This is a genomic window from Paenibacillus sp. Y301, from assembly GCF_059445505.1.
This window is the reverse complement of sequence record NZ_JCAIUL010000003.1, coordinates 143,668-165,294: the sequence shown is the minus strand read 5'-3', so window position 1 is coordinate 165,294 and position 21,627 is coordinate 143,668. Positions and strand designations below refer to the sequence as shown.

Below are 21,627 nucleotides of genomic sequence, written 5' to 3'. Positions count from 1 at the left end.
CTTATTCTAACATATGGTACATGGATAGTCACAAAAGAAAAACAGTAGACCATGAATATTTCCTTAGCCTACTGTTGTTATTCTAACAAGGAACCTTTAATAAAAGATTCTCATTATTCTAATTTAAAGTTTCCTATCTCTTTCTCAAGATCATGAGCCATCTCCCGAAGGGTTGTAGCAGAACTTGAGATCTCTTGCATCATAGCCAGTTGTTCCTCTGAAGAAGCAGCGACGTTCTGTGAATTCTGGGATGCATATCTACCGATTTCAGCAAGTTCAACAAGTGAAGTAGTTATCTCTTCACTCCCAGCAGACATCTCTTCCGAAGCTACCGATACTTCATGTATTTGTTCATTAACGGTCTTCAATGATCCAACAATTCCTTGGAATGTCTCTCCCGCTATAAATACCGCCTGGATACCATGGATAACTTGAGTCATACTTGTATTCATAGCTACTGAAGCACGATCTACATTCGACGAAATATTATTTAATAGAATTGAAATTTGCTCCGAGGATTCTTTAGACGATTCTGCTAAATTCCGAACTTCATTCGCCACGACAGCAAATCCTTTTCCGTGTTCTCCCACTCTAGCAGCTTCTATTGAAGCATTAAGCGCCAGCAGATTCGTCTGTTTTGCAATGTTCGTTATAATAGCGAGCACCTTCTCGATTTCTTGAGAATGCTCTTGTAATTCATTTAATATGACTACAGTATCTGAAACCGATGAATAAATGGCTTCCATATCATGCACCGATTGATGAATGATTTGATTACCGTGCTCCGCGGTTCCTGTGACCTCACTTGCATGTTCAGACAATCTTGAAGAAGACTCCGCAATTCGTTGTATTCCAATAGCTATTTCTTCCATAGCCATTTGGCTTTCCATAGCCGATTGCATTTGTGTGTCCGATCCGGATGCCACCTCTTGGATTGAACTTGTGATTTCTTCAGATGCTTTTGAAGTCTGATTTGCGCTCATCATCAATGCATTGGAGGAAGTTGTTACATCTACAGAAGTTTTCTGTACATTGTGAACTAACTGACGAATATTAGTGATCATGGCATTAAAGTTGGCCGATAGTATCCCTACTTCGTCATGATTCTTAATAGGTATCTTTACAGAAAGATCTCCTTCAGCTGCCTTCTTACTTAATTCAGACAACCTGATGATAGGAAGCAACGTAAATCGAACGAGTATAACAGCTAGCGCTACAAAAATAATAATTAGAACTCCACCGATAATAATCGTTACATTGATCTGAGAATTCTGCTTAGTTTGTAATATATTGTAATCGTAGTCAACTCCAAATATAGCAATCCTATTCCCGTGATCGTCATTGATTGAGCTTACAACACTTATCCATTTACCATACTCATCACTGTACACATCCGATATTGCATAATCATCTGTTTCTAACTTAGTTAAGGTGTCTGCGAAAGTACCCTTTGTTTCATAGATAGCACCTGGTGGCATACCCGTATCATACAGATTTTGATCTGCAAGTAATAGCTTGATTTCTTTAGTATCTCCATTCGTCTTAACTTCTGGCATATATATATAACTATTTGATATCAATTTGTTACTCTTCAAGCTATTCAACTGCAACTGTAATTGTTGAATCCCCGAATCTATCATGAGCTTATCCGAGCCAATTAATGTTTTTGCATTCTCGATTGTCGGAATGGCTTGTACAATGATACTATGGATTGTTTGTTCCATCGCAACCAGTTCATTAGATTGTTCCACTTGTAACCGTTCATATGAGATATAAGCTAATGTCCCTCCAAGTAACAAAAATAGCAATGATAACACAGTCGTTGATTTAAAAAGGATACCTTTTGTATTCATTACATGCCTCCCCTAATTCCATGATGTATTGGATTGCATCTCCTAAAAAGAAAACAGAACTTATATTTTCATATTTACTTTCTAGCTTTACATCGAGCACATCATAATATTTAAACAATAAGTGATTACGTTCATATATCGGCATTATCTCCCCAAAATTGTATGGGTAATTCAAAAAAAGACCCATTCTACGGTAACCGGCTTCAAACCCATTTGCAATCAAGCATAAACGGCTTCGCCGTCCTTTAGCGGCGATGAAACGTTTAGCGTTGAAATATAATTCTATTTATAAGCAGAAATACTTATAAATTCTTATATTTTAAAAAAATCCAAAGCCTTGATAAACAAGGGCTTTGGATTTTCTTATTGAGAAAACTATGCATCTAAGCTTACTTCCTAAATGCGAATCTAAATTCATTCATCGCTTTTCTATGTCCTTCGATATAATTCCACACCCAGAAAACCAACATTAGAGATGCTATTAAATACAGAATAGGTATGGCTAAAGTGATGACACTGTTTAACAGGTAGGCGAACACGAGAAGTAATCCACTAAATAAGTGATTCATCGCTGTGTGAGCGTTACTCGGGATGAGATCCACCGCATTTTCATTATAATACTGATGTGCGTAACGAATCGCTTGTACTGCAAATGGAACGGACAAGAATGAAAAATATAACGTATACGGCCCGTACCCCAGAACCGGAAGCAACGCAATGATGACATAACCTAGGATAAAACAGAAGATTAGCATATTTTTAACCTTCTTCTTACCTAGTCGAACAACCAATGTTTTCTTGTCAGAAGTAGTATCTGATTCTACATCAGGGAACTGATTAATGATCAAGACGTTATTGATAAACAAAGCCACAGGTAATGATATCAGGAATGCTTGCAACGAATAATGTCCAGTCTGTACATAGTAAGCACCCATCGTCATAAATACACCATACGTCGTAGCAACTAAGAATTCAGCTACACCCGTTGCCATATTAATGAAGGAGAGTTTTCCTTTTCCACCTGTATAAAAAACACCCGCTATAAGTCCATACAAGATCAGTGGAATTAGACCAAGTCCACTAGCGAACAACAGGAATATCCCAATTAGCACGGCACAGACCGATAATGCAATACCGAAAAACCCCATGTCTGCTCTAGAGATTAAACCGAGCTGAATCACCCGCGATCCACCGGTGAATGGACGTATTCCCGTTTGGTTCTCACTGTCACGTTCAGCGTCCTTCCAATCATTGATCATATTCGTCCCTACTTGAATCATAAGTCCACCAAGTAACGTTAATAAAAAGGTAAGCACGTTGAGCTCACCACTCTGCGATAGTGCTAGAGCTGCTCCCAACAGAATGGGAACTAATGAAGCTGTCAACGATAACGCACGAACTGCTTCTTTCCATGCCCGTGCCTTTGCTTTAATATCATCCCAGACGTTGACGCTCTCGCGATTGTGTTCGAAATCGAACACCGTTGGAGGTTCCCCTTGAAGGATCTCCGGCACATAACGATACTTAACTGTAAATGGCTTCACGCGAATGAACTCCAACCGATCAAGAGCACCAATACTATGAAATTGTCCGACAATGGGAGACCGATTTACCAACAGATCAATCGCCTTTTGTCGCTCCTTCTCATCCTTGATGACCTCTGCCCTTCCGATAACCTCGCATTCTTCCATTTCCATAAAGGTAGGGCCTTGATGAATTAACAAAGCTGTCTCGGGAATATTGATCCATTGAATCACCTTGGGATCACCCTTCGTACTCGTTAAGTAGAAGTTAAACTCTTCATCTACTGCAAAATGCATCATTCTTTGCCTAGGCGACCCCATATTAGAAGTACCCACAGCTCCGACCTCAGCCCGTTCTAAATACTCAAACACTTCTTGTTTACTTCGCTGTGCCATACAATATATCTCCTCCGAATCTTATTTATGAAGATTAAAACGCACTATTCATTAAATTTACCGTGCACGTATTTTTTTCACGTTTTTCTATTTTACTATAAAAAAGAGAGCATATATACCTAAATCTTCAAACCCCTCTTCTGGTAGTATACCCCTATTATGAATAAATGAGTGGACATGCAACATTAATAGGATCTACGTTACAAAAAAATGAGTGTCATCCCCTTCTAGGAATGACACTCAGTATCTTATTTATTGATTACCCCGACACTTGTTCAATCTTTTCCTATATATCGGAAATGACTGAAGTCAGCATAACTCCCTTGGAACTGTTGCATATCATGGGCTGCAATCCCTACAAAAATACCCGTGAATCCACCGGATAAGAAACTGATATTCTCCGAACCAAAGAGGGATTTCTATCCTGATTCATGTCCACTTTGATAATAGAATTGTGCTTGTGTTTCCTTTACCTCAACGGCTAAATGAATGGGACGATCCTCTGGAATCCCAATGAAAACAGGTACCAAAGTAAACGTGTCTGCCACACATCTCATCAGACGTAATACCTTTCCTTGACCCTCTTCGTGACTTACATATGCATACAGGTAATTATCCTCGTTGAGATACAACAACAATCCTGCCATTTGTAAATAAGAATCTGGATAATACTCAAGGGCTGTTTCTGCTCGAAAACACTTATCCCTTTGTCTAATAGCTAGAATATGGTGCTGGAACAGACTCTGTATCGATTCCCCAGCTACCAATCGAAGATATCCGGGACGTTTCGTTAGTGAACACCAACGATCTTCCACCATTATTCGTAATGAATTCCATGTTTCCTTAATCTCCGTGCCCTCGAATGAATCTTCAAAGACAGGGTTATATTCATGCTCTTTCATGACAATTCCTTTGGGAGCTGGAACTTCTAATTGAGGTGTATTACCACCCGATGTTAATCGCAACCAGCCTTCCTCATCCCAGAACACTTGTTGCAAGGCCGTTTCTCTTCCTAAAATGGCATATTCACCGTCGATCGGACGTGTACAAAGATGCGCCATATACCATTCACCGGCAGCCGTCTCTACAAGACTACCATGTCCTGCACATTGTAACGGTAACTCTGGATTATTTCTCGAAGAAAGCATCGGGTTCATCGGATCCACTTCATAGGGCCCTAACAACGCTTTAGACCGTGCGACAGTTACTGCATGTCCTGTTCCTGTCCCGCCTTCTGCTGTAATCAGATAGTAATAACCATTACGCTTATATATATGAGGCGCTTCTGTCTTCTTCAATGGTGTACAATCGAATAGTTTAATAGGTTCTCCAACCAAACACTGTTGCTTACTATCGTATTCTTGCATCACAATACCACTAGATTTGTTACCTTCCACAATGCGGTAATCCCATAATGCATTTAGTAACCATTTGCGTCCATCGTCGTCGTGAAATAAAGAGGGATCGAATCCACTACTGTTAAGATAGACAGGGTCCGACCATGGGCCTTCCATGGTTGGCGCAGTAATAAGAAAATTATGATCGTCCTTAAACGGACGTTTCGTACTTTTCACATCCGTATATAAAAGATAAAAAAGATTATCGTGGTAACTCAATTGGGGCGCCCAAATGCTACAGTTTTTCGGATTACCTCTCAAATCTACTTGATTCGTTAATATATCTGTACAATACTCCCAATGCGCCAAGTCCTGTGATTGATACACCCGTACTCCTGGCAGCCATTCAAACGAAGATACCGCTATATAATAAGTGTCCTCAAACCGTAGCATACACGGATCGGGATTAAAGCCTCTTAATATTGGATTCTGTATCATAGTCATTACATTCTACTTCCTTTCCATCTTCCAGAAATTGCACCCGGCAAACACATCCTCTTGGTTCAGATCCATTGCCTCCGTTGCATAACATCCTGCCCATGGAACACGTTGCGCACTTACTATATCAGCATCCTTCACACCGAATTCTCGATATTGAACGGTCTTCTCATTCGCAGCGCTATTCCAAGTGTTGAGCTAGAAATTGTTGCCACCTGATTCGCATATCTAATGTCTCCATATGACCCCCACTGCTAATGACTGATTGCCAATGCTCTGGCTGTTCTGCAGCATGATAAGCTTCGGATAAGCCCTGAGCTAAATACTCTACACCTTCTATGGGACACATTCGGTCATTTCTACCCACTAGACTCATTCGCGGACGAGGGACAATCCGTTTCTGAATATCAAGTGTTGTGTAATGCTTCAATAACCCAGGAACATAGGAGTAGAAGCCATGATGATCTAATCCTCTTTTGGCAATTAAGGTATGAGCGTCTACCTGCCCACAGATATCTACAATCACTCCAACCCGTTCATCTAATGCACCCAGCCACCATGCCATCAGTCCACCCATGGACATGCCAATCGTAGCTATGCGAGATGCATCAATATCTTCACGTTGACACATGTAATCGATCATTCGTTGATTATCGTACAGCATCATGCCCCACATCACTTGACCTTGCCACAACATTTCTTTCACAAGTTCACTCTCAGTTTTCCCACTACGCTCATTGAATCCCCACATGTCGATGCAACAAGCAGCATACCCCATATCTGTCAGGGTCTTAGCGAAGGATGGCTGTTGTAGATAAGGACTGCTATGGACAAATTCATTACGCCCATTCGCATAATTCCCGCCATGGGAATGGTTAAAGATGACCAAAGGAAATGGACCATCCCCTTGTAAAGGTGTCGCAACATAAGCGGGTACCTGTTCGATACCATTTAAATCTAGCAAAAGTGACTCAAGACGATAGCCATCTCGTTCCTCTAGTTTCATCACTGTTACCGATATCGGATTCCATGTTGGAAGATCACCTAATAACTGTTGCAGTTTATCGGATTCCATCATGATCTCCCTCACTTCACCATATTCTGTTCTGAAAGTGCTACTGTTACTTGTTCTACCAATTTCTCTGGCTTGTTCGTGTTCCTCGATTGACAATGGATGATCTCAACCGCTTCACCATTCTCAATATAGAACGCAGGACCCTCATGATTCTCAATGGTCACCTGATGAAAGTGAACATCCCTCACATTACCTAGATAAAAGCCGCGATTGTTCATGTTCTCAATCCCTGTCATCATGTCTGGATGACCCGGTACGGCATTCTTAGCCATAGATATGTCAACGTTAGTAAAGGTAATCTCCGAAGCGTATTGCTCTGCAAGTCCATAAATGAACCCCGCAGCAGCATGAACGTGACGTGCCGTAATATTGGCGAAATGAATACGTCTAAAATGAGGTGTTTCTTCTGTAATCGGGTAAGGATTCTTGTCCCATACATATTTCTCTTTCCCACGAGGTCCACAGAAATAATATAGGTTAAGGGTAAATGGACAAATCACATCTTCCATGACAATATTACTAATCCGAATGTCTTCTATGATGCCTCCACGTCCACGTCTCGATTTCATTCGAATGCCCCGATCCGTTTGTTTAAAGATACAATTGCTAATCGTGACATTACGAATATCTCCACTCATCTCACTCCCGAGAACGACCCCGCCATGTCCATGAACCATCGTACAATTCGTAATCGTAATATTCTCGCAAGGAATCCGTTCTTTCGTGTCTTCCGTTCCTGCTTTTATAGCAATGCAATCATCACCTACATCGATATTACAATTGCTAATTCGGACATTAGAGCAAGACTCGGGATTAATACCATCTGTATTGGGAGAATCTGCGGGGTTTAGAATGGAAATATTGTCAATCGTGACATTGTAACAACAGATAGGATTAACGGTCCAACTAGGAGAATTCAAGAGTGTCAGATCTTTCAGAATGACTCGCTGGCAGCTGTTAAAACCGATTAAATTTGGTCTTGGATACTCTAACTCCTCCCGATGATTCCGATGCTTATCCCACCAAGGTGCACCATTTCCATCTAAGGACCCGCTTCCGGTAATCGATACGTTGACTAAATCCTTACCAAAAACACAAGGAGAATGAACCAGTTGCTTTTCCCCTTCCCATCTAGATTCCACCACAGGATAATCTTCCGGGTTCGTGCTAAATGAAAGGGTAGCGCCTGGGCTTAAATGCAATTCAATGTTGCTTTTCAAATGAATAGCACCGCTCAGGAATGTACCGGCCGGAACATACACCGTTCCTCCACCGGCTTCACTTGCCGCTTCAATTGCACGCGAAATTGCTTCAGTTGCTAACTCTCCACTGTCCTTATTCGCACCATAATCCACGATGTTATACACGTTCATCCACCTCTCAACAGAATGTATCAACTTTATCGTATTGATTGTTCGTATTCACCACAAGCTTGTAAGAATGCCCCTATTCCTTTTTGATCGTTCGTAATAATAGATTCACTTATATAATATGCAAAGGAGCCATCGCGCTTTTCACCTACACCTAAGCCAGCAACTTCACAGTTTTTATTTAGATTAACCCATCCTTCTTTGGTCTCGAGTATAAACTCTGTGATCAGTCCATTAAATGCTACGTCCAACGTCTCATTCCAGCTCATGTCCAATACACCTAATCGAATTCCTTTGGCTGTAGCATAAGTGATCATACTTGAAGCAGATGCTTCCAAATAATTTCCTTTGCGTTCACCCAGATTAACCACTTGATACCAGACTCCTGAGTCCGCATCATTCCACCTGCTCAGACGGTTAAGATGGCGGTTATCGTCGTTGCAACCATCCCCAAATTTCTGGGGGCGTTCTCTAGGGTGGTATGTCATGGCTTTAGTGGATGTATTAGAAATTCTACCAAGCGACCATGGCGATTATTGTGACGGCCTAATCTTAGTTATGGGTTCTAATAAACTAGCTAAGAAATTAGGAGAAGACGGTGTTTACTAAGGAATTCTTACTTTTACTAGGCAGCATCTTATCTAGGTAAAAGTGGAAGATATAGCTGTAGCTTACCAATTATAGAAATGGGGTAGTCAATATGAGACATAAGACTCGAAAATTAGCAGCTTTGATGATTTGTACCGCACTATTAATAACGGCATGTGGAAATGGAGCAGAACAAGGTAGCGCTAGTGACAGTAATGGGAATTATGTTTTATAAAATTTTCATTCCGATTTTAATCTTGGGAGTAGGTCTTGTAATTAGTTTTGGTAGTTATATCTACTTTAGTACGACGAGTTCAGTCATCGAGAGGGTTGCTAGTACAAAACAAAGTTTCATTGCACAAACCAAAAATAATGTGGAACATAAAATCCAAAGTATTGAATATGCCTTCAACACTTACAGCACCACCAGTTCTTTTAGCGAGGTAGTGAAGAAGAAAATCACCTTAAAGGACTTTGAGTTATATAAGTCTTCCCGTTCCATTTCGGTCAAATAAGATAAGGTTCCATTCATAATTCGCCAATTCTGCTCCAGACTGATGAGTGAGTACCCTGTTTCATCCATTCCCATAGTGGCAATATAGTTAAGTTGCGAATTGACATCACGGTAACTGGTGCGTATTCTGAATGATACATTAAGTGCATTGAAGACCTATCAGATCATTGCCTATCCATTTGTACAAAAACACTTTACAAAAGGCGCGTTGTTAGGCGCTGTTAAAGGATCTCCTTTAATTCTTGTCATCAACATTATTATAGCGCTTTCATAACATATACGCATACTATTTAATCATTGACTTTAAAAAAAGTAGTACCTACAATGAAATCGTTAACATTTCCAATTAAAGAAATATATAAATATATTATACCCGAATTGTGGACAGTTTTAGTATTCGATATATTCAGAATTGTTAACGTGTGCAGATTGATTTATTAACAAGGAGGAGATCACATGACACATACTCTATTTATCGCGGGAGATTCCACTGCCGCACTCAAAGGGGCAAGCGAGAAGCCAATGACAGGCTGGGGTGAGTACCTGCAAGGTTATTTTGGAACAGCTATTCGTGTAGATAATCGTGCGATCAATGGGCGAAGTACCAAGTCGTATATAGCTGATGGGCGATTGGATGCTATTAAAAGAGACTTTCAATCCGGTGACTTCCTATTTATTCAATTTGGACACAACGATGAAAAAAAAGAAGACTCTTCTCGGTATACGGATCCCGAAACAGACTATCGCTTAAATCTAATTCAATTTATTGAATCCGCTCGACAGCTCGGTGGAACTCCGGTTCTGTTGACCTCTGTAAGTCGCCGCCGCTTCAACCCAGATGGACAACCCGATCCACTTGCTGTAGGTCCTTATCCTTCCATCATGAGACAAGTAGCTGAAGAAACGCAGACAGCGTTACTTGATATTTTCGCAGCATCTCAACAACTCTACCTGTCATTAGGAGCAGAGAAATCCAAGACATTGTTTATGCATTTGCCTAAACAAGAACATCCTAATTATCCAAATGGTCTCGTGGACGACACACATTTCTCAGAAGAAGGAGCACGGCAAATAGCCAATCTTGTGGCACAAGCCATTACACATGCTACTTCATTACCTATACTAAAAGGAGCACTCCTATGACAATTCCCCTTCATCTAGGAATCCGAGCGCATGACTTTGGACAAATCCCATTGAACGACTTAATTAAAAAGATACAACATTATAATCTCTCACATATTCAATTTGCAGTGAAGAAATCTTTTCCTGAAAGTGTTCCGAGTCTATCTGCTATAAGTCCTGGTACGGCCAGTTACTTTGGTAATGCATTTAGGCAAGCAGGGATCCATATGGCAGTTCTAGGTTGTTACGTCAATATAGTGGACAGAGATCCACAGAAACGAACACAAGCCTTAGCTGCGTTTAGTACCCACCTTCGTTTGGCTAGAGATTTCGGTGCCAGTCTAGTAGGTACGGAGACAGGTAGCGTTGGACAAGGATATACAACGGACAATTTTACAGAAGAAGCTTTTCAACAAGTAATCACTTCGGTAAGCGAAATGGTGGAAGAAGCTGAACGTTTCGGTGTAACCGTTGGGATTGAGGCAGGACTACATCACCCACTTTACACTGCTCCATTAACACGGCGACTATTAGATGCTGTTCCATCTAACAATCTTCAAATTATTTTGGATTGCGCCAATCTGATGTCGCCTACCAATTACTTGCAACAGGAAACTATCATTGCTGAGGCGTTGGAACTCTTAGGAAATCGGATTGCGGTCATTCATTTAAAAGACTTTGTAGTTAAGGATGGAGCTATCCATATCGTCCCTGTTGGACAGGGATGGCTTCAGTTTGAACCTATTCTTCGCTATATGAAATACCAACGCCCTCATATCCATGGGATATTGGAGAGCACAACGGAAGAACATCTGGAGGAAAGTATATTTTTTTTAGAGAGGATTTATCAGGAAGTGTAGATTGTGGCTAATCACTATAACTCATTTTTGACAAATTTATCCTACAAAAAAACAAATGGGTGCCCAAGTCATTTTCATGGCTTTGTGCACCCCAATTTGAGGATCAACAATCTACGGTTCAATCAACCCATACTTGATCTTTATCCGATCCAATTTCTCTATCATCGGCTGGGAAATGAAGAAGAGGAACACAACCGTAGCAATCGCATGCACCATATCGAACCAGAATCCTGAGATATACGTGGCAAGTAGAGCCTTCCATGAGAACTGTGACGTAAACATCAAAAGTGACCCTATATTAATGATACCCCCATAAATTAAAAAAGTGGCAAATCCTCCAAACACACATAGGGAAAGTCTTGTCTTTTTCAGCATCCCTTTTTTAAATAAGATCCCTGCGCCAAAACCTATAATGCCAAAACAGAACATTTGCCACGGTGTCCATGGTCCTTGACCGAAGAAAAAGTTAGATACAAACCCGGTCACGGCACCTACGAGAAACCCTGCCTCTGCACCCAAACACACCCCTGCTATAATCACAATAGCCACCACAGGCTTGAACTGTGGCAACATGAAAAAGGCCCCTCGTCCTGCCACAGCAATAGCTGTTAATACGGCGATTACGATTAATTCTCGTGCCTGCGGCTTTCGATTCTCAAAACCCATGGCAAAGGGAATCATCGTATATAATACAATCAATAAACTTATAAAATAATACTTACGATCATCCAAGGCAAAAACGCCAAGCACAATCGTAGCTGGAATGACCATGAGAATAAGCAACACTGCTAATAGGGTTCTACGACTCAACCGATTGATCTTTAATGGCTTGTCTGACATCGTTCAATCACATCCTCTATAGTTACGGCCTCAGGCCATATATGGCGAACCATACGATTAGCGGCTGTTGTATAAAAGCTATTTCCTGAGAAGAATTCATGGGTTGGTTTCGATGTAATAATCTGGCCATCAAAGAACATTGCACACACATCTGCATACTTGGCACAAAATTCAATATCGTGCGACACCATCACAATCGTAACACCCTTGGCTTGTAAGTTCTTCAGAAATACAGCAAGCTTTTCTTTAAAAAAACCATCCAGTCCTTTCGTTGGTTCATCGAGCAATAAGACCCTCGGCTCTAATAAGAGCACCTTAGCCAATCCCACTCGCTGCTGCTCTCCTCCACTCAAGTCATAAGGATGCATGGCTAGTAAAGGTTCAAGCTCTGCAAACTTAATTATGGTATCTACTTTAGATACCTTTTCTTCCTTCGTTAGAGCCTTATCGGATAACATTTCATATAAGTCCAGTTCAACGGTTTTCTTCACAAATAACGTCTGTGGACTTTGAGGCAATATACCAAGATTCTGAGAGAATAGCTCTTTCGCATTCATCTTGGCAGGATTCTTTCCCCCTAAGAGAACTTTCCCACGATGTGGCTGAAGGATTCCACTAATGAGCGATAGTGTTGATGTTTTACCGGTCCCATTACCACCAACGATACAATAAAATTGACCCTCTTGTACTTCAAAAGATAAATCCTTGATAATATCCGATCCGTTCTTCTCGTATTTAAACCACACATCTTTGAATGTAATGGCGCTTCTATTAGATATCTCCGAAATACCTTTCGTATCATCGATTGTCACCGCTGTTTTATCACGAAGTAAAGCATTTACCCATTGGCGTCCATCCTTCACCGTAATCGGACAGGCCAAGTCATTGTCCACTCCTGCATAAATCTGCATCGGCGAAGGCATCGAACGGAACATCGGGTGATTCAACCCACTTAACATTTCGCCAACCTTATGAGGTGAATCATCAGCAATGATCACTCCTGCATCCATAACAATAAGACGATCTGAGATCGGAAGAATATCTTCCAGACGATGTTCTGTCATAACAATTGTAGTCCCAAGATCTCGATTTATTTTCTTTATCGTATCCAAAAAGTCAGCCGCCGCAATCGGATCTAATTGCGAGGTAGGCTCATCGAGAATTAATACCGAAGGGTGCATCGCCATAATGGAAGCCAAGTTTAGGAGCTGTTTCTGACCTCCAGAAAGCTCTGCCACATGCTTGTGAAACCAAGTCTGGATGCCAAAAAAACTCGCCATTTCAGCTACACGTAAACGAATCGTACTACTGTCATATCCTAAACTTTCTAGCCCAAAGGCAAGCTCGTGCCATACTTTATCCGTCACAATCTGATTGTCAGGATTCTGAAGTACAAATCCGATCTCAGATGCCTGTGTCCGATGATCCATTTCTTCTATCGATTGTCCTTTGAAGTAAATAGATCCATCACGCTTGCCATGTGGTGTAAGTATCGTTTTCAGTTGCCTTAATAATGTGCTCTTTCCGCAACCTGACTTCCCACATATCGTAATAAATTCTCCACTTTCTATAGACAGATTAATATGAGAAAGAGCCTCCTTCTCTTGTTCTGGAAAAGTAAAACTTATATCTTGGATTGTATAGATTTCCATTTCATTCCCTCCAGCACATTGATAATCACGGGTATCATACATAGAACCCCATAAGCGATATACACAACCACACTGAACGGCGAAATGGCTTGTGCTTTAACAGATGGAAAGAATCGGATCGTGTTCTCACCCATAACTGCCCCTATTAGAATAACAACAGTTAATCCCAACATACTCGTCATCGCAAGTTGATCCCGACGATCGAACCGAAAGATCGAGAAGCTCGTGCGATGCGGCAATCCGTATCCTCTAGACTTCATCGAATCAGCCGTTTCTATCGCATTTTCTAATGCCCAAGTCGTCATAATCGATAATATAGTAATTCCATTACGAGCCCTTGTCAGCATATTCCCCTGTGTAACATCTCTTCCTATACACTTCTGAGCATTCGATATCACCTTGATTTGTGTGATATACCTAGGAACAAAACGAAGCACCATAGAGAAGATCAACGATAACGAAGGCAATATTTTGCCAAAAATATAAATGAATTTATCTGATGTCATGACAACGTTATAACAAGAGAACCACACGATCACCGTCACAAACATACACGCTGCTGCCACACCAAATAGAATCGATTCCAGTGTAATCGGATTGCCATTGTCTAGATAAAAAAGAATCGTAACACCCGCATGATTAAACGCAGGATTCATTACAGCCATGAACAATAATAAGGGGAGCATATAGAGTACATTAAATGTAATAGCGCTTTTCCCTTTTAACATAATGGAATACACAATGGCACTGATGAGTGCTATCACTTGAAAGATCGGATGCATGAAGAACATACTAAATAGCAATATCACGACAAAATAAACAAAATTAACCATCGGATGGAAGGTAGCGAAGGAATCCTTCATTGTCATTACTTGCCTTCCCCCGTTACGGCCATATATCCACCAACATCTCGGCCTAAATCACATGTATATACCCAGTCAACGACATCCCCGTCATGAAGTACATATCGACTTGCACCATAGTTCGGAAACCACCCATTAACCTTGTACATCCATCCGCTCAGTTCTCCGCAGTCAAATTCATAAAGATTGTTAATGCCCTCGATATAGTTACTGTTGTAGATCGGGGTCATGGTAAATTCCATATGAATTTTATTCTTCTTCATCTCTCGTAGTAACACATCGAATATAGACTCTCCTTCATAAAAGGTTACCTTTTGCTGCTTATATATGACGCCATCGGCTGGCAACACTTCAAGTTTATCCTTATTTAATTTATCCATATTATTTAAAATCGTTGTTGCTGTAACTGACAGCGTAACCGTTAGTTCTTCCTTCTTGTTTATCGTTACATCCTGCCACTCCACAGGTTCTGGCTTCCCAGCCGGCACAGGATCTGTCAGATATTTGTCCTTCTTACTCTCTTTAGGGGTTTCTGATTTACTAGTTGGGGATTTGTTTGTTGTTGACTTCGTTAGTTCCTTATCATCTAATTTTGTAACTGGAGCCATTACAGGCTGCTTCGATCCAGCCTTCTCTGCTTCTCCCACTTTAACTACGGGTTTCTCTGTCTCTTTTACTGGCTTATCTGTCCCTACCACGGTGTCTGATTTCGTCCCCGCTCCTATTTCTACTGCTTTTTCAACTTCCGTATCTTTTTCCTTTTCATCCGTTTCTTGTTCTATTTGCGCTGTATGATCTTCTGACTTATTCGCATCATCCGATTTCAGATCGGTTGCCTTCTTATCCGATGCTGAGGTTGCCTCCGCTACACGATCAGCATCTTCGTCTTGCGGAGACGCACTATTGTGAGAGGCATCTACGTCACTTATAACCCCCATCTCTGTGTTATCTTCAGCGAGCTTATTCGTACTCTTCTGATAGTCCCCACCCCAAAAGAATGCAATAGCTAGTACACCTATGATCAATATTGCCGCTAACCATCTTTTCTTGTTGTTTAACATATCTATGTCCCACCTTAAAATAACGAAGCAAGGGCACACGCTTCTACCCTTGCTTCGTTATTCAGATTATTTACTATTTAACGTCCGTCATGTCATACAGACGTGTCTGTCCATTCATAAACCGTTCATAAGCTACAAGGGCATACAATGCCTGATCTGTAGCCATAAGATCGACTTCACCTGGATTCGCACCTCCATTACCTTTGTCACCTGAATGAATATGGTAGAACCCACCACTTGGTGCAGCAAAGCTTAGTAACGCGTCAATTGGAGACTTTCCATTCTTTATAAATCTGGAGTCACTGTCAGGATCTATACCAAGACTAGTTAAAGCTACAATGACCTGAGCAATACTCTCAGAGTTCACAGAGCCCCAGCTGGTGTAACCCCCATCCGTCGTCTGAGCTTTGGACAACCAGGCAACGCCGCGATCCACAGCAGCTTTTACATCTGAACGTGTTGCATAATACGGCGTAAGCCCTTGAATGGCCATGGCAGTGATATCCGCATCGGATACATCAGGGCTATCACCTAATGCCCATCCACCTCCATTAATCTCTCTTTTCAATATAAAATCAATGAGCATGTCTCTTGTTGTCTGCATCTTAACACCTGTAACCGTTGGTATTTCATAATGATTACTATCCAGGGCAATAAGCGCAAAGATAGGTCCATTAATCCCCTGTTTAATTAAGGTGTCGAAATCTGCGAGAGGTTTTCTTAAGTTATATCCCGCTACATCGTCAATATCTCTACCGACAGAAGTTAACGCTAGAATTACTCTGTCATACTCCGTATATTTTACATTGTGCAGTTTTCCTGATTTTTCATTTAGTATTTTTACCACATTGGCATAGTATTTCGCGTAATAGGCATCCGGAACTGACACACCCGAACGTGCTAATCCGAATACCGTCCAATCCCCACCAACACTAGCTATAACAGGATCAGTAACTGCCTTTTGCAAAAAAGCTGCTGTGTCTTGAATCGTTTCCTTAACTTTTTGATGTTCTACCTTACCTACGACTACATCCGATCCCTTATTTCCATTCTTATAGTCATAAGCCCTAGTAGCAACTACCGCTGCCATCTCTCTTGTTACGAAATCTTTGGGTCTGAATTGACTATCACTACCCACCATTAATTCTAGTGCATTAATAGTCTCCACATCTGTTCTAGCCCAAGCGGATACACTATTGAAATCTTTGAGTTGCGTTGTTAACTTCGTAGGGTTAATTCCCAGCGCTCTTACAATTGTTGCTGCCATTTGCTCCCGGGTAATCTTATCGGTGGGATTAAATTCATGATTAAAGCCTGTAATGAATCCTGCTTTATAAGCCGCATTAACATAAGGATAGAACCAATCATCTGTAGCAACATCCTTGAAGCTAATACTTTTGTCTACTGTTAGATCAAGTCCGAGAACTGTCGCTATTATTTTGGTAAACTCTGCTCTTGTAATGTTAGATTTCGGATTAAACTTCCCATTATTCCCTTGAATAAACCCGTTCTGCGTTGCCACACCAATAGCTTCATACGCCCATAAGGAGATGACATTGGCATCTGTATATATTTTTTTCAAATCTATTGGGTTTACCACATCAACAGGATTCACCACATTAAATTTGCTAACGGTATACGACACAAAGGTTGTCATCACATTTGTTTTTAAATAGAGATCGTTGCCCTTAATAAAGGAATAAGTTTGCTTCACATTCCCTTTTGTCGCTTGGATCCCGTTCTCTTCCGTGTTATACATCGTAATTGGTGTAAATGTATTGCCTTCTATGAACCCTGGAAGTTGCTCTTTGCCACCTTTGAAGATAAAGGTAACAGGTTTATCAAATAGCGCTTGATTAGAACCATTTCCCATCACGAAGACTTGATTCAATTTTTCTAACTTTTCATTTTCTTTCAGTGTTCCTTTAATAAGATTTGGTATGGTTGTAGTGTTCGTGTCAGCTGATGTCATAAGTTCAATCTTAGGATCTCCCGTTTTCAGTTGAGTTCCTTTCTCGATAACAACCGATGTATCCCCTTTTACTACCGTAATCATTGGAATATCGTCTTTGACATCTGCTACATTAAGCAACACTTTCGATTGAACATTTGGAATGTTAATCGTGATATTCGTGGTATTTTTAAGTTCCTTTAATATGTTCAGCGTATAGTCCATGGAGATATCCTTAGGCACATTGATAACTGGTGTTTTGTCATCAGATTGAATAACGATTCCTTGAACTACCGATAGTTGACCTTCGGAAGTCTGATCCCATTGGCTAAGGTCTTCACCTAAATCTGTACCTAGATCAGTCGTATAACGCCATTGTACATAATCCCCATCATTCAAAATATATTGACTCGCTCCATAGTTGGGATACCAGCCGTTGACATTATACATCCAGCCACTGCCGCTACCATGGTCAAATTCTCCATCACCCGCAATGGATTCCATATAGATACTTCCATATTTTTCAGTCCAAGAAAAATTGTAACCTATATTACGTTTATCAAGCACTCTTTTTAATACGGTCCAAGCCGTGTCACCCGGTTGTAATTCAACTCTTATAGCTGCAACAACATCGCCCTTGTTTATCGTAAGCTTATCTACAGATAGAGTTACATAAGATTTCAGTTCAGGAGTTGGTGTTACCGGTGGTACTTCTGGTGTTACTGGCGGTACCTCTGGTGTTACCGGTGGTACTTCTGGTGTTACTGGCGGTACCTCTGGTGTTACAGGCGGCACTTCTGGTGTCACTGGCGGCACTTCTGGTGTCACTGGTGGCACTTCTGGTGTTGCCGGTGGCACCTCTGGTGTTGCCGGTGGCAATTCCGGTTGTTTCCCTTGTACATCTGTCATATCATAGAGACCTTGTTGACCATTCACAAATCGATCATAGGCCACTAGAGCAAAAGTACCTTGGTCCGTAGCCATACCGTCTACTTTACCCGCTACAGCCCCACCATTACCTGATGCTCCCGGTTTAACGTGCATAAACCCGCCTTCAGGAACAGCAAATGATAGCAAGGCATCTATAGTAGAATAGCCATTTTTAATAAACCTTGAATCCGTATGTGGATCGATACCTAGACCCGTTAAAGCTACAACAACCTGTGCAATACTTTCGCTATTAATACTTCCCCAACTTGCATAGCCACCCTCATCTTTTTGCGCTTGGGATAACCATACAATCGCTCGATCCACTGCCTCTTTTACATCTTGACGCGTCTCATAATATGGCGTAAGTCCTTGTATTGCCATTCCGGTGACATCAGGATCTGGAACTTTACCGCTTAATGCCCATCCTCCACCACTAATCTCTTTTGCCAAAATATAATCGATCAGCATATCTCGCGTAGTCTGTGTTTTTACACCTGCAACGATCGGTATATCATAATGATTACTGTCTAGTGCTATAAGAGCAAAAATGGGTCCATTAATACCTTGTTTAATAACTGTGCTGTAATCAGCTAGCTTTTCAAGTTGATTGTAACCACCCACATCGATAACACCTTTACCAATAGAGGTTAATCCCAATATTACCCTTGAATGCTCTGTATATTTCACTTTATGTAGTACGCCATTCGCATTCTGCAATACTTTAACAACATTGTTGTAGTAGTTCTCGTAATAGTCATCAGGAACGGTATAATTAGCTCTTGCTAAAGAAAGGATAGACCATTCTCCGCCGCCTGTTCCAAGGGTAGGGTTAGTTACAGTTTTAAGAATATAAGCTAGATTGTTATCTAACTGTTCTTTTGCTGATAGAGTAGCGTTTAAAGTGCTTTGTACACTTAACCTATTCATCTTGGGTATGAAATCTGTGTATACATCACTTGTTACAGCTGTTTGATCGCTGAAATAATCTCCATTTGTTAATGAATTACTAGATTCTGCACCCCCCGTATCCGCATAAGACACGGTCATACTGGTTGCAACCGTAGATATAAATATACCTACGATTAGTAACCAAGCTATGAATTTATTATTTCTCATTTGTATCATCTCCCTTTCATTTCACTCAAATTAGCAACCTTCTGTAGAACTAACACAACAAAAAAACCTCTCAACTAGAAAAGTTAAGAGGTTTATATATAGTAAACAGCTAAAAATTAGCATGCACTAATAAACACCTTCTATCCATCGTAGAGTTAATGGTGTAACAAAAACAGGCAGGTATTCTGGCTTAAGTATCAACACCCTTACACCCTTCCCAGTTTCCCAGTGGTTTCTTGTAAGGACTCCTCTATTACAGCGGCGGGACCGCGTGGGATTTACACCCACTTCCCTTTTAACCAATTCATGTTCAGTTCGACGAACTGCATAATTGGCACCTGTTTCTAATATTCAATTCTTGAACATCATATCTAATATAGGCTCTTTTGTCATGTTAATATTTTCATTCTTAAATTAAAACAGAGCTGACTTCTGGTAAGTACAGGAATCAGCTCTCTTCTTAGATGCTATATATTATCGATGATTCCTATTTTCTGCAAAACGTATCGCCCTACCAATCAGAGGAGCCATAATTGAAAGGTGCCCTTCATCTTCGAAGCAGCGATGCTCAACGTGGAAGCCAGGAATGTCTGCCTGACTCAAGCGTTCATACATGAGCCTTGCATCCTGAATCATATGAGGTTTCTCTTGGCTCCCTACACCGATATAGAGTGACGATTTCAAAGGAGTAAGCTGTGCACTCTCGCTCAGATTATCCACATAAGGGACGATATATCCATTCTTCCACCAGATCGACGGACTACCCGCAACATAATTTTGAAAAGCTTCGCCCTTCATAAACAATGTATACAAGACAAAAAATCCACCGAGCGAATGTCCAAACAACGTTTGTTGATCTCGATTAATTGCATATATTTGTTCAATGAAAGGTTTAAGTTCTTGTTCTATGAACAATAAGAAACGTTCTGCACCTCCCGTTACTGGCCAAGGTGAATCGTCCTTACGCGGAGGTAATTCATCATCACTCGCATAGATGGTATAATCATTAAATCTTCGTGGTGTATCGAGTGGTTGATCCGTATCATAACCGATGCCAACCACTATAGATGGCTCTATCCGATAAGGTCCCATACTGAGCAGGCGAACTGTCTCGGTCATCGTACCAAAGGCTGCATTACCATCTAACATATAAATAACGGGAAATCCATTCTCCGGAGCTATCGTTGGTGGTACCCAGATCATCACTCGGTAATGTTCACCTGCATCACTGGTCAGATTCCATTGCTCTGCTCCTGGGATCGTGAAGGTTGAGCGTATAGGATTATCGTTCATCTATGATCTCTCCTTCACTAAATAACCTCATCATTCCTCTAATAAAATAAGGTGTGAAGAAGAAATCGTCATGAGTACCTCTCGGATCGGTTTCAAATGTCAGTTGATCTGGTGGAAAACCCTTATCGAGCAATAGGGCATGTGCTTCCTTCGTATGCATGACCATGCCGCGTTGTATATTCGTCTTGTAGATCCCTTCCAGCTCCCCGACATACATATATATGCGATGATTTGTCGCTGAAATGGTCTCCTTATCCATAAATGACAGAACATTTTCATACCAGAAGGAAGCCGAGATGAGTGCAATTTTTCCAAACACTTGAGGGTATTGGTAGTAAGCATACATGGAGACAAGACCGCCCAAGGAACAACCTGCAATCCCTGTATGCTCAGGTCCTGACATCGTTCGATAATTAGCATCTATATACGGTATAATTTCATGGACAAGAACCTTTAAATATTCCTGTGCTCCCCCACCGAAATCTTGCAAGCCCGGTACAAGTGATGGCGCTTCCCATGGTGTATAATCCATACTGCGATTATGCGGCTTTATCCCTACAAAGATTATTTCGGGTAGTTGCTTGGTCATTACTAAATGGTCAATATAATTGAATCCTCCGAGTACAACTTCCCCCTCATCCTGTACATAGACAACGGGATAATGCTTCTTACCTTTACCATAGGATAGAGGTAGATAAATGATAAGCTCATATCCTGCTGAAAGCTCCGTTCTGTGTCTTCCATTCATGATTGACACCCTCCCTATCTAAAGATCTGTGTGAGAT

The 21,627-nt window shown here is 41.1% G+C and carries 17 protein-coding genes, 3 pseudogenes and 1 riboswitch; of the genes and pseudogenes, 5 read left to right on the top strand and 15 right to left on the bottom strand.

The annotated features are described in order from the left end of the window. Positions 1 to 113: 113 nt before the first annotated feature. The 7 genes and pseudogenes from AC1D69_RS07165 to AC1D69_RS07135 all read right to left on the bottom strand — a co-directional run bounded on the left by AC1D69_RS07165 (position 114) and on the right by AC1D69_RS07135 (position 8,540). On the bottom strand, positions 114 to 1,853 hold the full coding sequence (locus tag AC1D69_RS07165; protein WP_495455450.1) for a methyl-accepting chemotaxis protein: 1,740 nt from the start codon (positions 1,851 to 1,853) through the stop codon (positions 114 to 116). 389 nt (positions 1,854 to 2,242) lie between these two features. Then, a complete protein-coding gene (locus tag AC1D69_RS07160; RefSeq protein WP_495455449.1) occupies positions 2,243 to 3,772 on the bottom strand; it encodes a prenyltransferase in 1,530 nt (509 codons plus the stop codon). Between the two features lie 275 nt (positions 3,773 to 4,047). Beyond that, positions 4,048 to 5,607: pseudogene (locus AC1D69_RS07155) on the bottom strand (glycoside hydrolase family 43 protein). Between the two features lie 12 nt (positions 5,608 to 5,619). Next, entirely contained in the window at positions 5,620 to 5,748 is a 129-nt protein-coding gene (locus AC1D69_RS07150; protein ID WP_495455448.1) for a hypothetical protein, read from the bottom strand. Positions 5,749 to 5,788: 40 nt separating this feature from the next. Beyond that, positions 5,789 to 6,685 carry a dienelactone hydrolase family protein gene (locus tag AC1D69_RS07145; RefSeq protein ID WP_495455447.1) on the bottom strand — a complete coding sequence of 299 codons (897 nt, stop codon included), beginning with the start codon at positions 6,683 to 6,685 and terminating at the stop codon, positions 5,789 to 5,791. Between the two features lie 8 nt (positions 6,686 to 6,693). After that, the gene (locus AC1D69_RS07140) at positions 6,694 to 8,055 is read right to left on the bottom strand and encodes a glycoside hydrolase family 28 protein (RefSeq protein WP_495455446.1); all 1,362 of its coding nucleotides are present in this window, start codon (positions 8,053 to 8,055) and stop codon (positions 6,694 to 6,696) included. Between the two features lie 26 nt (positions 8,056 to 8,081). Continuing rightward, positions 8,082 to 8,540 (bottom strand): glycoside hydrolase family 88 protein, encoded by a 459-nt coding sequence (locus AC1D69_RS07135; RefSeq protein WP_495455445.1) that lies wholly within the window; start codon positions 8,538 to 8,540, stop codon positions 8,082 to 8,084. Here AC1D69_RS07135 and AC1D69_RS07130 point away from each other — a divergent pair. From AC1D69_RS07130 to AC1D69_RS07120, 3 genes and pseudogenes are all read left to right on the top strand, one after another. After that, a pseudogene (locus AC1D69_RS07130) lies at positions 8,500 to 8,586 on the top strand (glycoside hydrolase family 88 protein); the annotation flags it as partial. The gene AC1D69_RS07135 and the pseudogene AC1D69_RS07130 overlap by 41 nt on opposite strands. A 166-nt stretch (positions 8,587 to 8,752) precedes the next feature. After that, entirely contained in the window at positions 8,753 to 8,875 is a 123-nt protein-coding gene (locus tag AC1D69_RS07125) for a hypothetical protein (protein ID WP_495455702.1), read from the top strand. Beyond that, positions 8,856 to 9,131 (top strand): annotated as a pseudogene (locus AC1D69_RS07120) (AraC family transcriptional regulator); the annotation flags it as partial. The gene AC1D69_RS07125 and the pseudogene AC1D69_RS07120, both read left to right, overlap by 20 nt. Here the strand turns inward: AC1D69_RS07120 and AC1D69_RS07115 are convergent. After that, positions 9,056 to 9,229, bottom strand: coding sequence for a hypothetical protein (locus tag AC1D69_RS07115; protein WP_495455701.1), 174 nt, complete (start codon positions 9,227 to 9,229; stop codon positions 9,056 to 9,058). The pseudogene AC1D69_RS07120 and the gene AC1D69_RS07115 overlap by 76 nt on opposite strands. Before the next feature lie 381 nt (positions 9,230 to 9,610). On the opposite strand from AC1D69_RS07115, the gene AC1D69_RS07110 reads away from it, so the two are divergent. Both AC1D69_RS07110 and AC1D69_RS07105 read left to right on the top strand, forming a co-directional pair. Continuing rightward, positions 9,611 to 10,297: a rhamnogalacturonan acetylesterase gene (locus tag AC1D69_RS07110; protein WP_495455444.1), complete on the top strand. Its 687-nt coding sequence runs from the start codon at positions 9,611 to 9,613 to the stop codon at positions 10,295 to 10,297. Then, positions 10,294 to 11,136, top strand: a complete 843-nt coding sequence (locus AC1D69_RS07105) for a sugar phosphate isomerase/epimerase family protein (RefSeq protein ID WP_495455443.1) — start codon at positions 10,294 to 10,296, stop codon at positions 11,134 to 11,136. Before AC1D69_RS07110 ends, AC1D69_RS07105 begins: the two co-directional genes overlap by 4 nt. 111 nt (positions 11,137 to 11,247) lie before the next feature. Here the strand turns inward: AC1D69_RS07105 and AC1D69_RS07100 are convergent, their stop codons facing one another. From AC1D69_RS07100 to AC1D69_RS07070, 7 genes are all read right to left on the bottom strand, one after another. Then, a complete protein-coding gene (locus AC1D69_RS07100) occupies positions 11,248 to 11,976 on the bottom strand; it encodes an ECF transporter S component (RefSeq protein WP_495455442.1) in 729 nt (242 codons plus the stop codon). Then, complete coding sequence (locus AC1D69_RS07095; protein WP_495455441.1) at positions 11,958 to 13,628, bottom strand: ABC transporter ATP-binding protein; 1,671 nt, start codon at positions 13,626 to 13,628, stop codon at positions 11,958 to 11,960. Before AC1D69_RS07095 ends, AC1D69_RS07100 begins: the two co-directional genes overlap by 19 nt. Continuing rightward, positions 13,601 to 14,497 carry an energy-coupling factor transporter transmembrane component T gene (locus tag AC1D69_RS07090; protein WP_495455440.1) on the bottom strand — a complete coding sequence of 299 codons (897 nt, stop codon included), beginning with the start codon at positions 14,495 to 14,497 and terminating at the stop codon, positions 13,601 to 13,603. The genes AC1D69_RS07095 and AC1D69_RS07090 overlap by 28 nt, the downstream gene beginning before the upstream one ends. Next, positions 14,497 to 15,552 carry a DUF4430 domain-containing protein gene (locus AC1D69_RS07085; RefSeq protein ID WP_495455439.1) on the bottom strand — a complete coding sequence of 352 codons (1,056 nt, stop codon included), beginning with the start codon at positions 15,550 to 15,552 and terminating at the stop codon, positions 14,497 to 14,499. Before AC1D69_RS07085 ends, AC1D69_RS07090 begins: the two co-directional genes overlap by 1 nt. Positions 15,553 to 15,625: 73 nt before the next feature. Further along, positions 15,626 to 19,549 carry an S-layer homology domain-containing protein gene (locus AC1D69_RS07080; RefSeq protein WP_495455438.1) on the bottom strand — a complete coding sequence of 1,308 codons (3,924 nt, stop codon included), beginning with the start codon at positions 19,547 to 19,549 and terminating at the stop codon, positions 15,626 to 15,628. 158 nt (positions 19,550 to 19,707) lie between these two features. Beyond that, positions 19,708 to 19,906: riboswitch (cobalamin riboswitch) on the bottom strand. A 117-nt stretch (positions 19,907 to 20,023) separates the two neighbouring features. Then, entirely contained in the window at positions 20,024 to 20,842 is an 819-nt protein-coding gene (locus AC1D69_RS07075) for an alpha/beta hydrolase (RefSeq protein WP_495455437.1), read from the bottom strand. Beyond that, positions 20,832 to 21,590, bottom strand: coding sequence for an alpha/beta hydrolase (locus AC1D69_RS07070; protein WP_495455436.1), 759 nt, complete (start codon positions 21,588 to 21,590; stop codon positions 20,832 to 20,834). Before AC1D69_RS07070 ends, AC1D69_RS07075 begins: the two co-directional genes overlap by 11 nt. Positions 21,591 to 21,627 lie beyond the last annotated feature (37 nt).

What these genes read in the sequence shown, in the direction of transcription:
- AC1D69_RS07095 (WP_495455441.1), bottom strand. Translation starts at nt 13,628, where the DNA reads ATGGAAATCTATACAATCCAAGATATAAGTTTTACTTTTCCAGAACAA.
- AC1D69_RS07110 (WP_495455444.1), top strand. Translation starts at nt 9,611, where the DNA reads ATGACACATACTCTATTTATCGCGGGAGATTCCACTGCCGCACTCAAA.
- AC1D69_RS07165 (WP_495455450.1), bottom strand. Translation starts at nt 1,853, where the DNA reads ATGAATACAAAAGGTATCCTTTTTAAATCAACGACTGTGTTATCATTG.
- AC1D69_RS07085 (WP_495455439.1), bottom strand. Translation starts at nt 15,552, where the DNA reads ATGTTAAACAACAAGAAAAGATGGTTAGCGGCAATATTGATCATAGGT.
- AC1D69_RS07115 (WP_495455701.1), bottom strand. Translation starts at nt 9,229, where the DNA reads ATGGGAATGGATGAAACAGGGTACTCACTCATCAGTCTGGAGCAGAAT.
- AC1D69_RS07125 (WP_495455702.1), top strand. Translation starts at nt 8,753, where the DNA reads ATGAGACATAAGACTCGAAAATTAGCAGCTTTGATGATTTGTACCGCA.
- AC1D69_RS07145 (WP_495455447.1), bottom strand. Translation starts at nt 6,685, where the DNA reads ATGATGGAATCCGATAAACTGCAACAGTTATTAGGTGATCTTCCAACA.
- AC1D69_RS07160 (WP_495455449.1), bottom strand. Translation starts at nt 3,772, where the DNA reads ATGGCACAGCGAAGTAAACAAGAAGTGTTTGAGTATTTAGAACGGGCT.
- AC1D69_RS07105 (WP_495455443.1), top strand. Translation starts at nt 10,294, where the DNA reads ATGACAATTCCCCTTCATCTAGGAATCCGAGCGCATGACTTTGGACAA.
- AC1D69_RS07090 (WP_495455440.1), bottom strand. Translation starts at nt 14,497, where the DNA reads ATGACAATGAAGGATTCCTTCGCTACCTTCCATCCGATGGTTAATTTT.
- AC1D69_RS07135 (WP_495455445.1), bottom strand. Translation starts at nt 8,540, where the DNA reads ATGACATACCACCCTAGAGAACGCCCCCAGAAATTTGGGGATGGTTGC.
- AC1D69_RS07100 (WP_495455442.1), bottom strand. Translation starts at nt 11,976, where the DNA reads ATGTCAGACAAGCCATTAAAGATCAATCGGTTGAGTCGTAGAACCCTA.
- AC1D69_RS07075 (WP_495455437.1), bottom strand. Translation starts at nt 20,842, where the DNA reads ATGAACGATAATCCTATACGCTCAACCTTCACGATCCCAGGAGCAGAG.
- AC1D69_RS07070 (WP_495455436.1), bottom strand. Translation starts at nt 21,590, where the DNA reads ATGAATGGAAGACACAGAACGGAGCTTTCAGCAGGATATGAGCTTATC.
- AC1D69_RS07080 (WP_495455438.1), bottom strand. Translation starts at nt 19,549, where the DNA reads ATGAGAAATAATAAATTCATAGCTTGGTTACTAATCGTAGGTATATTT.
- AC1D69_RS07140 (WP_495455446.1), bottom strand. Translation starts at nt 8,055, where the DNA reads ATGAACGTGTATAACATCGTGGATTATGGTGCGAATAAGGACAGTGGA.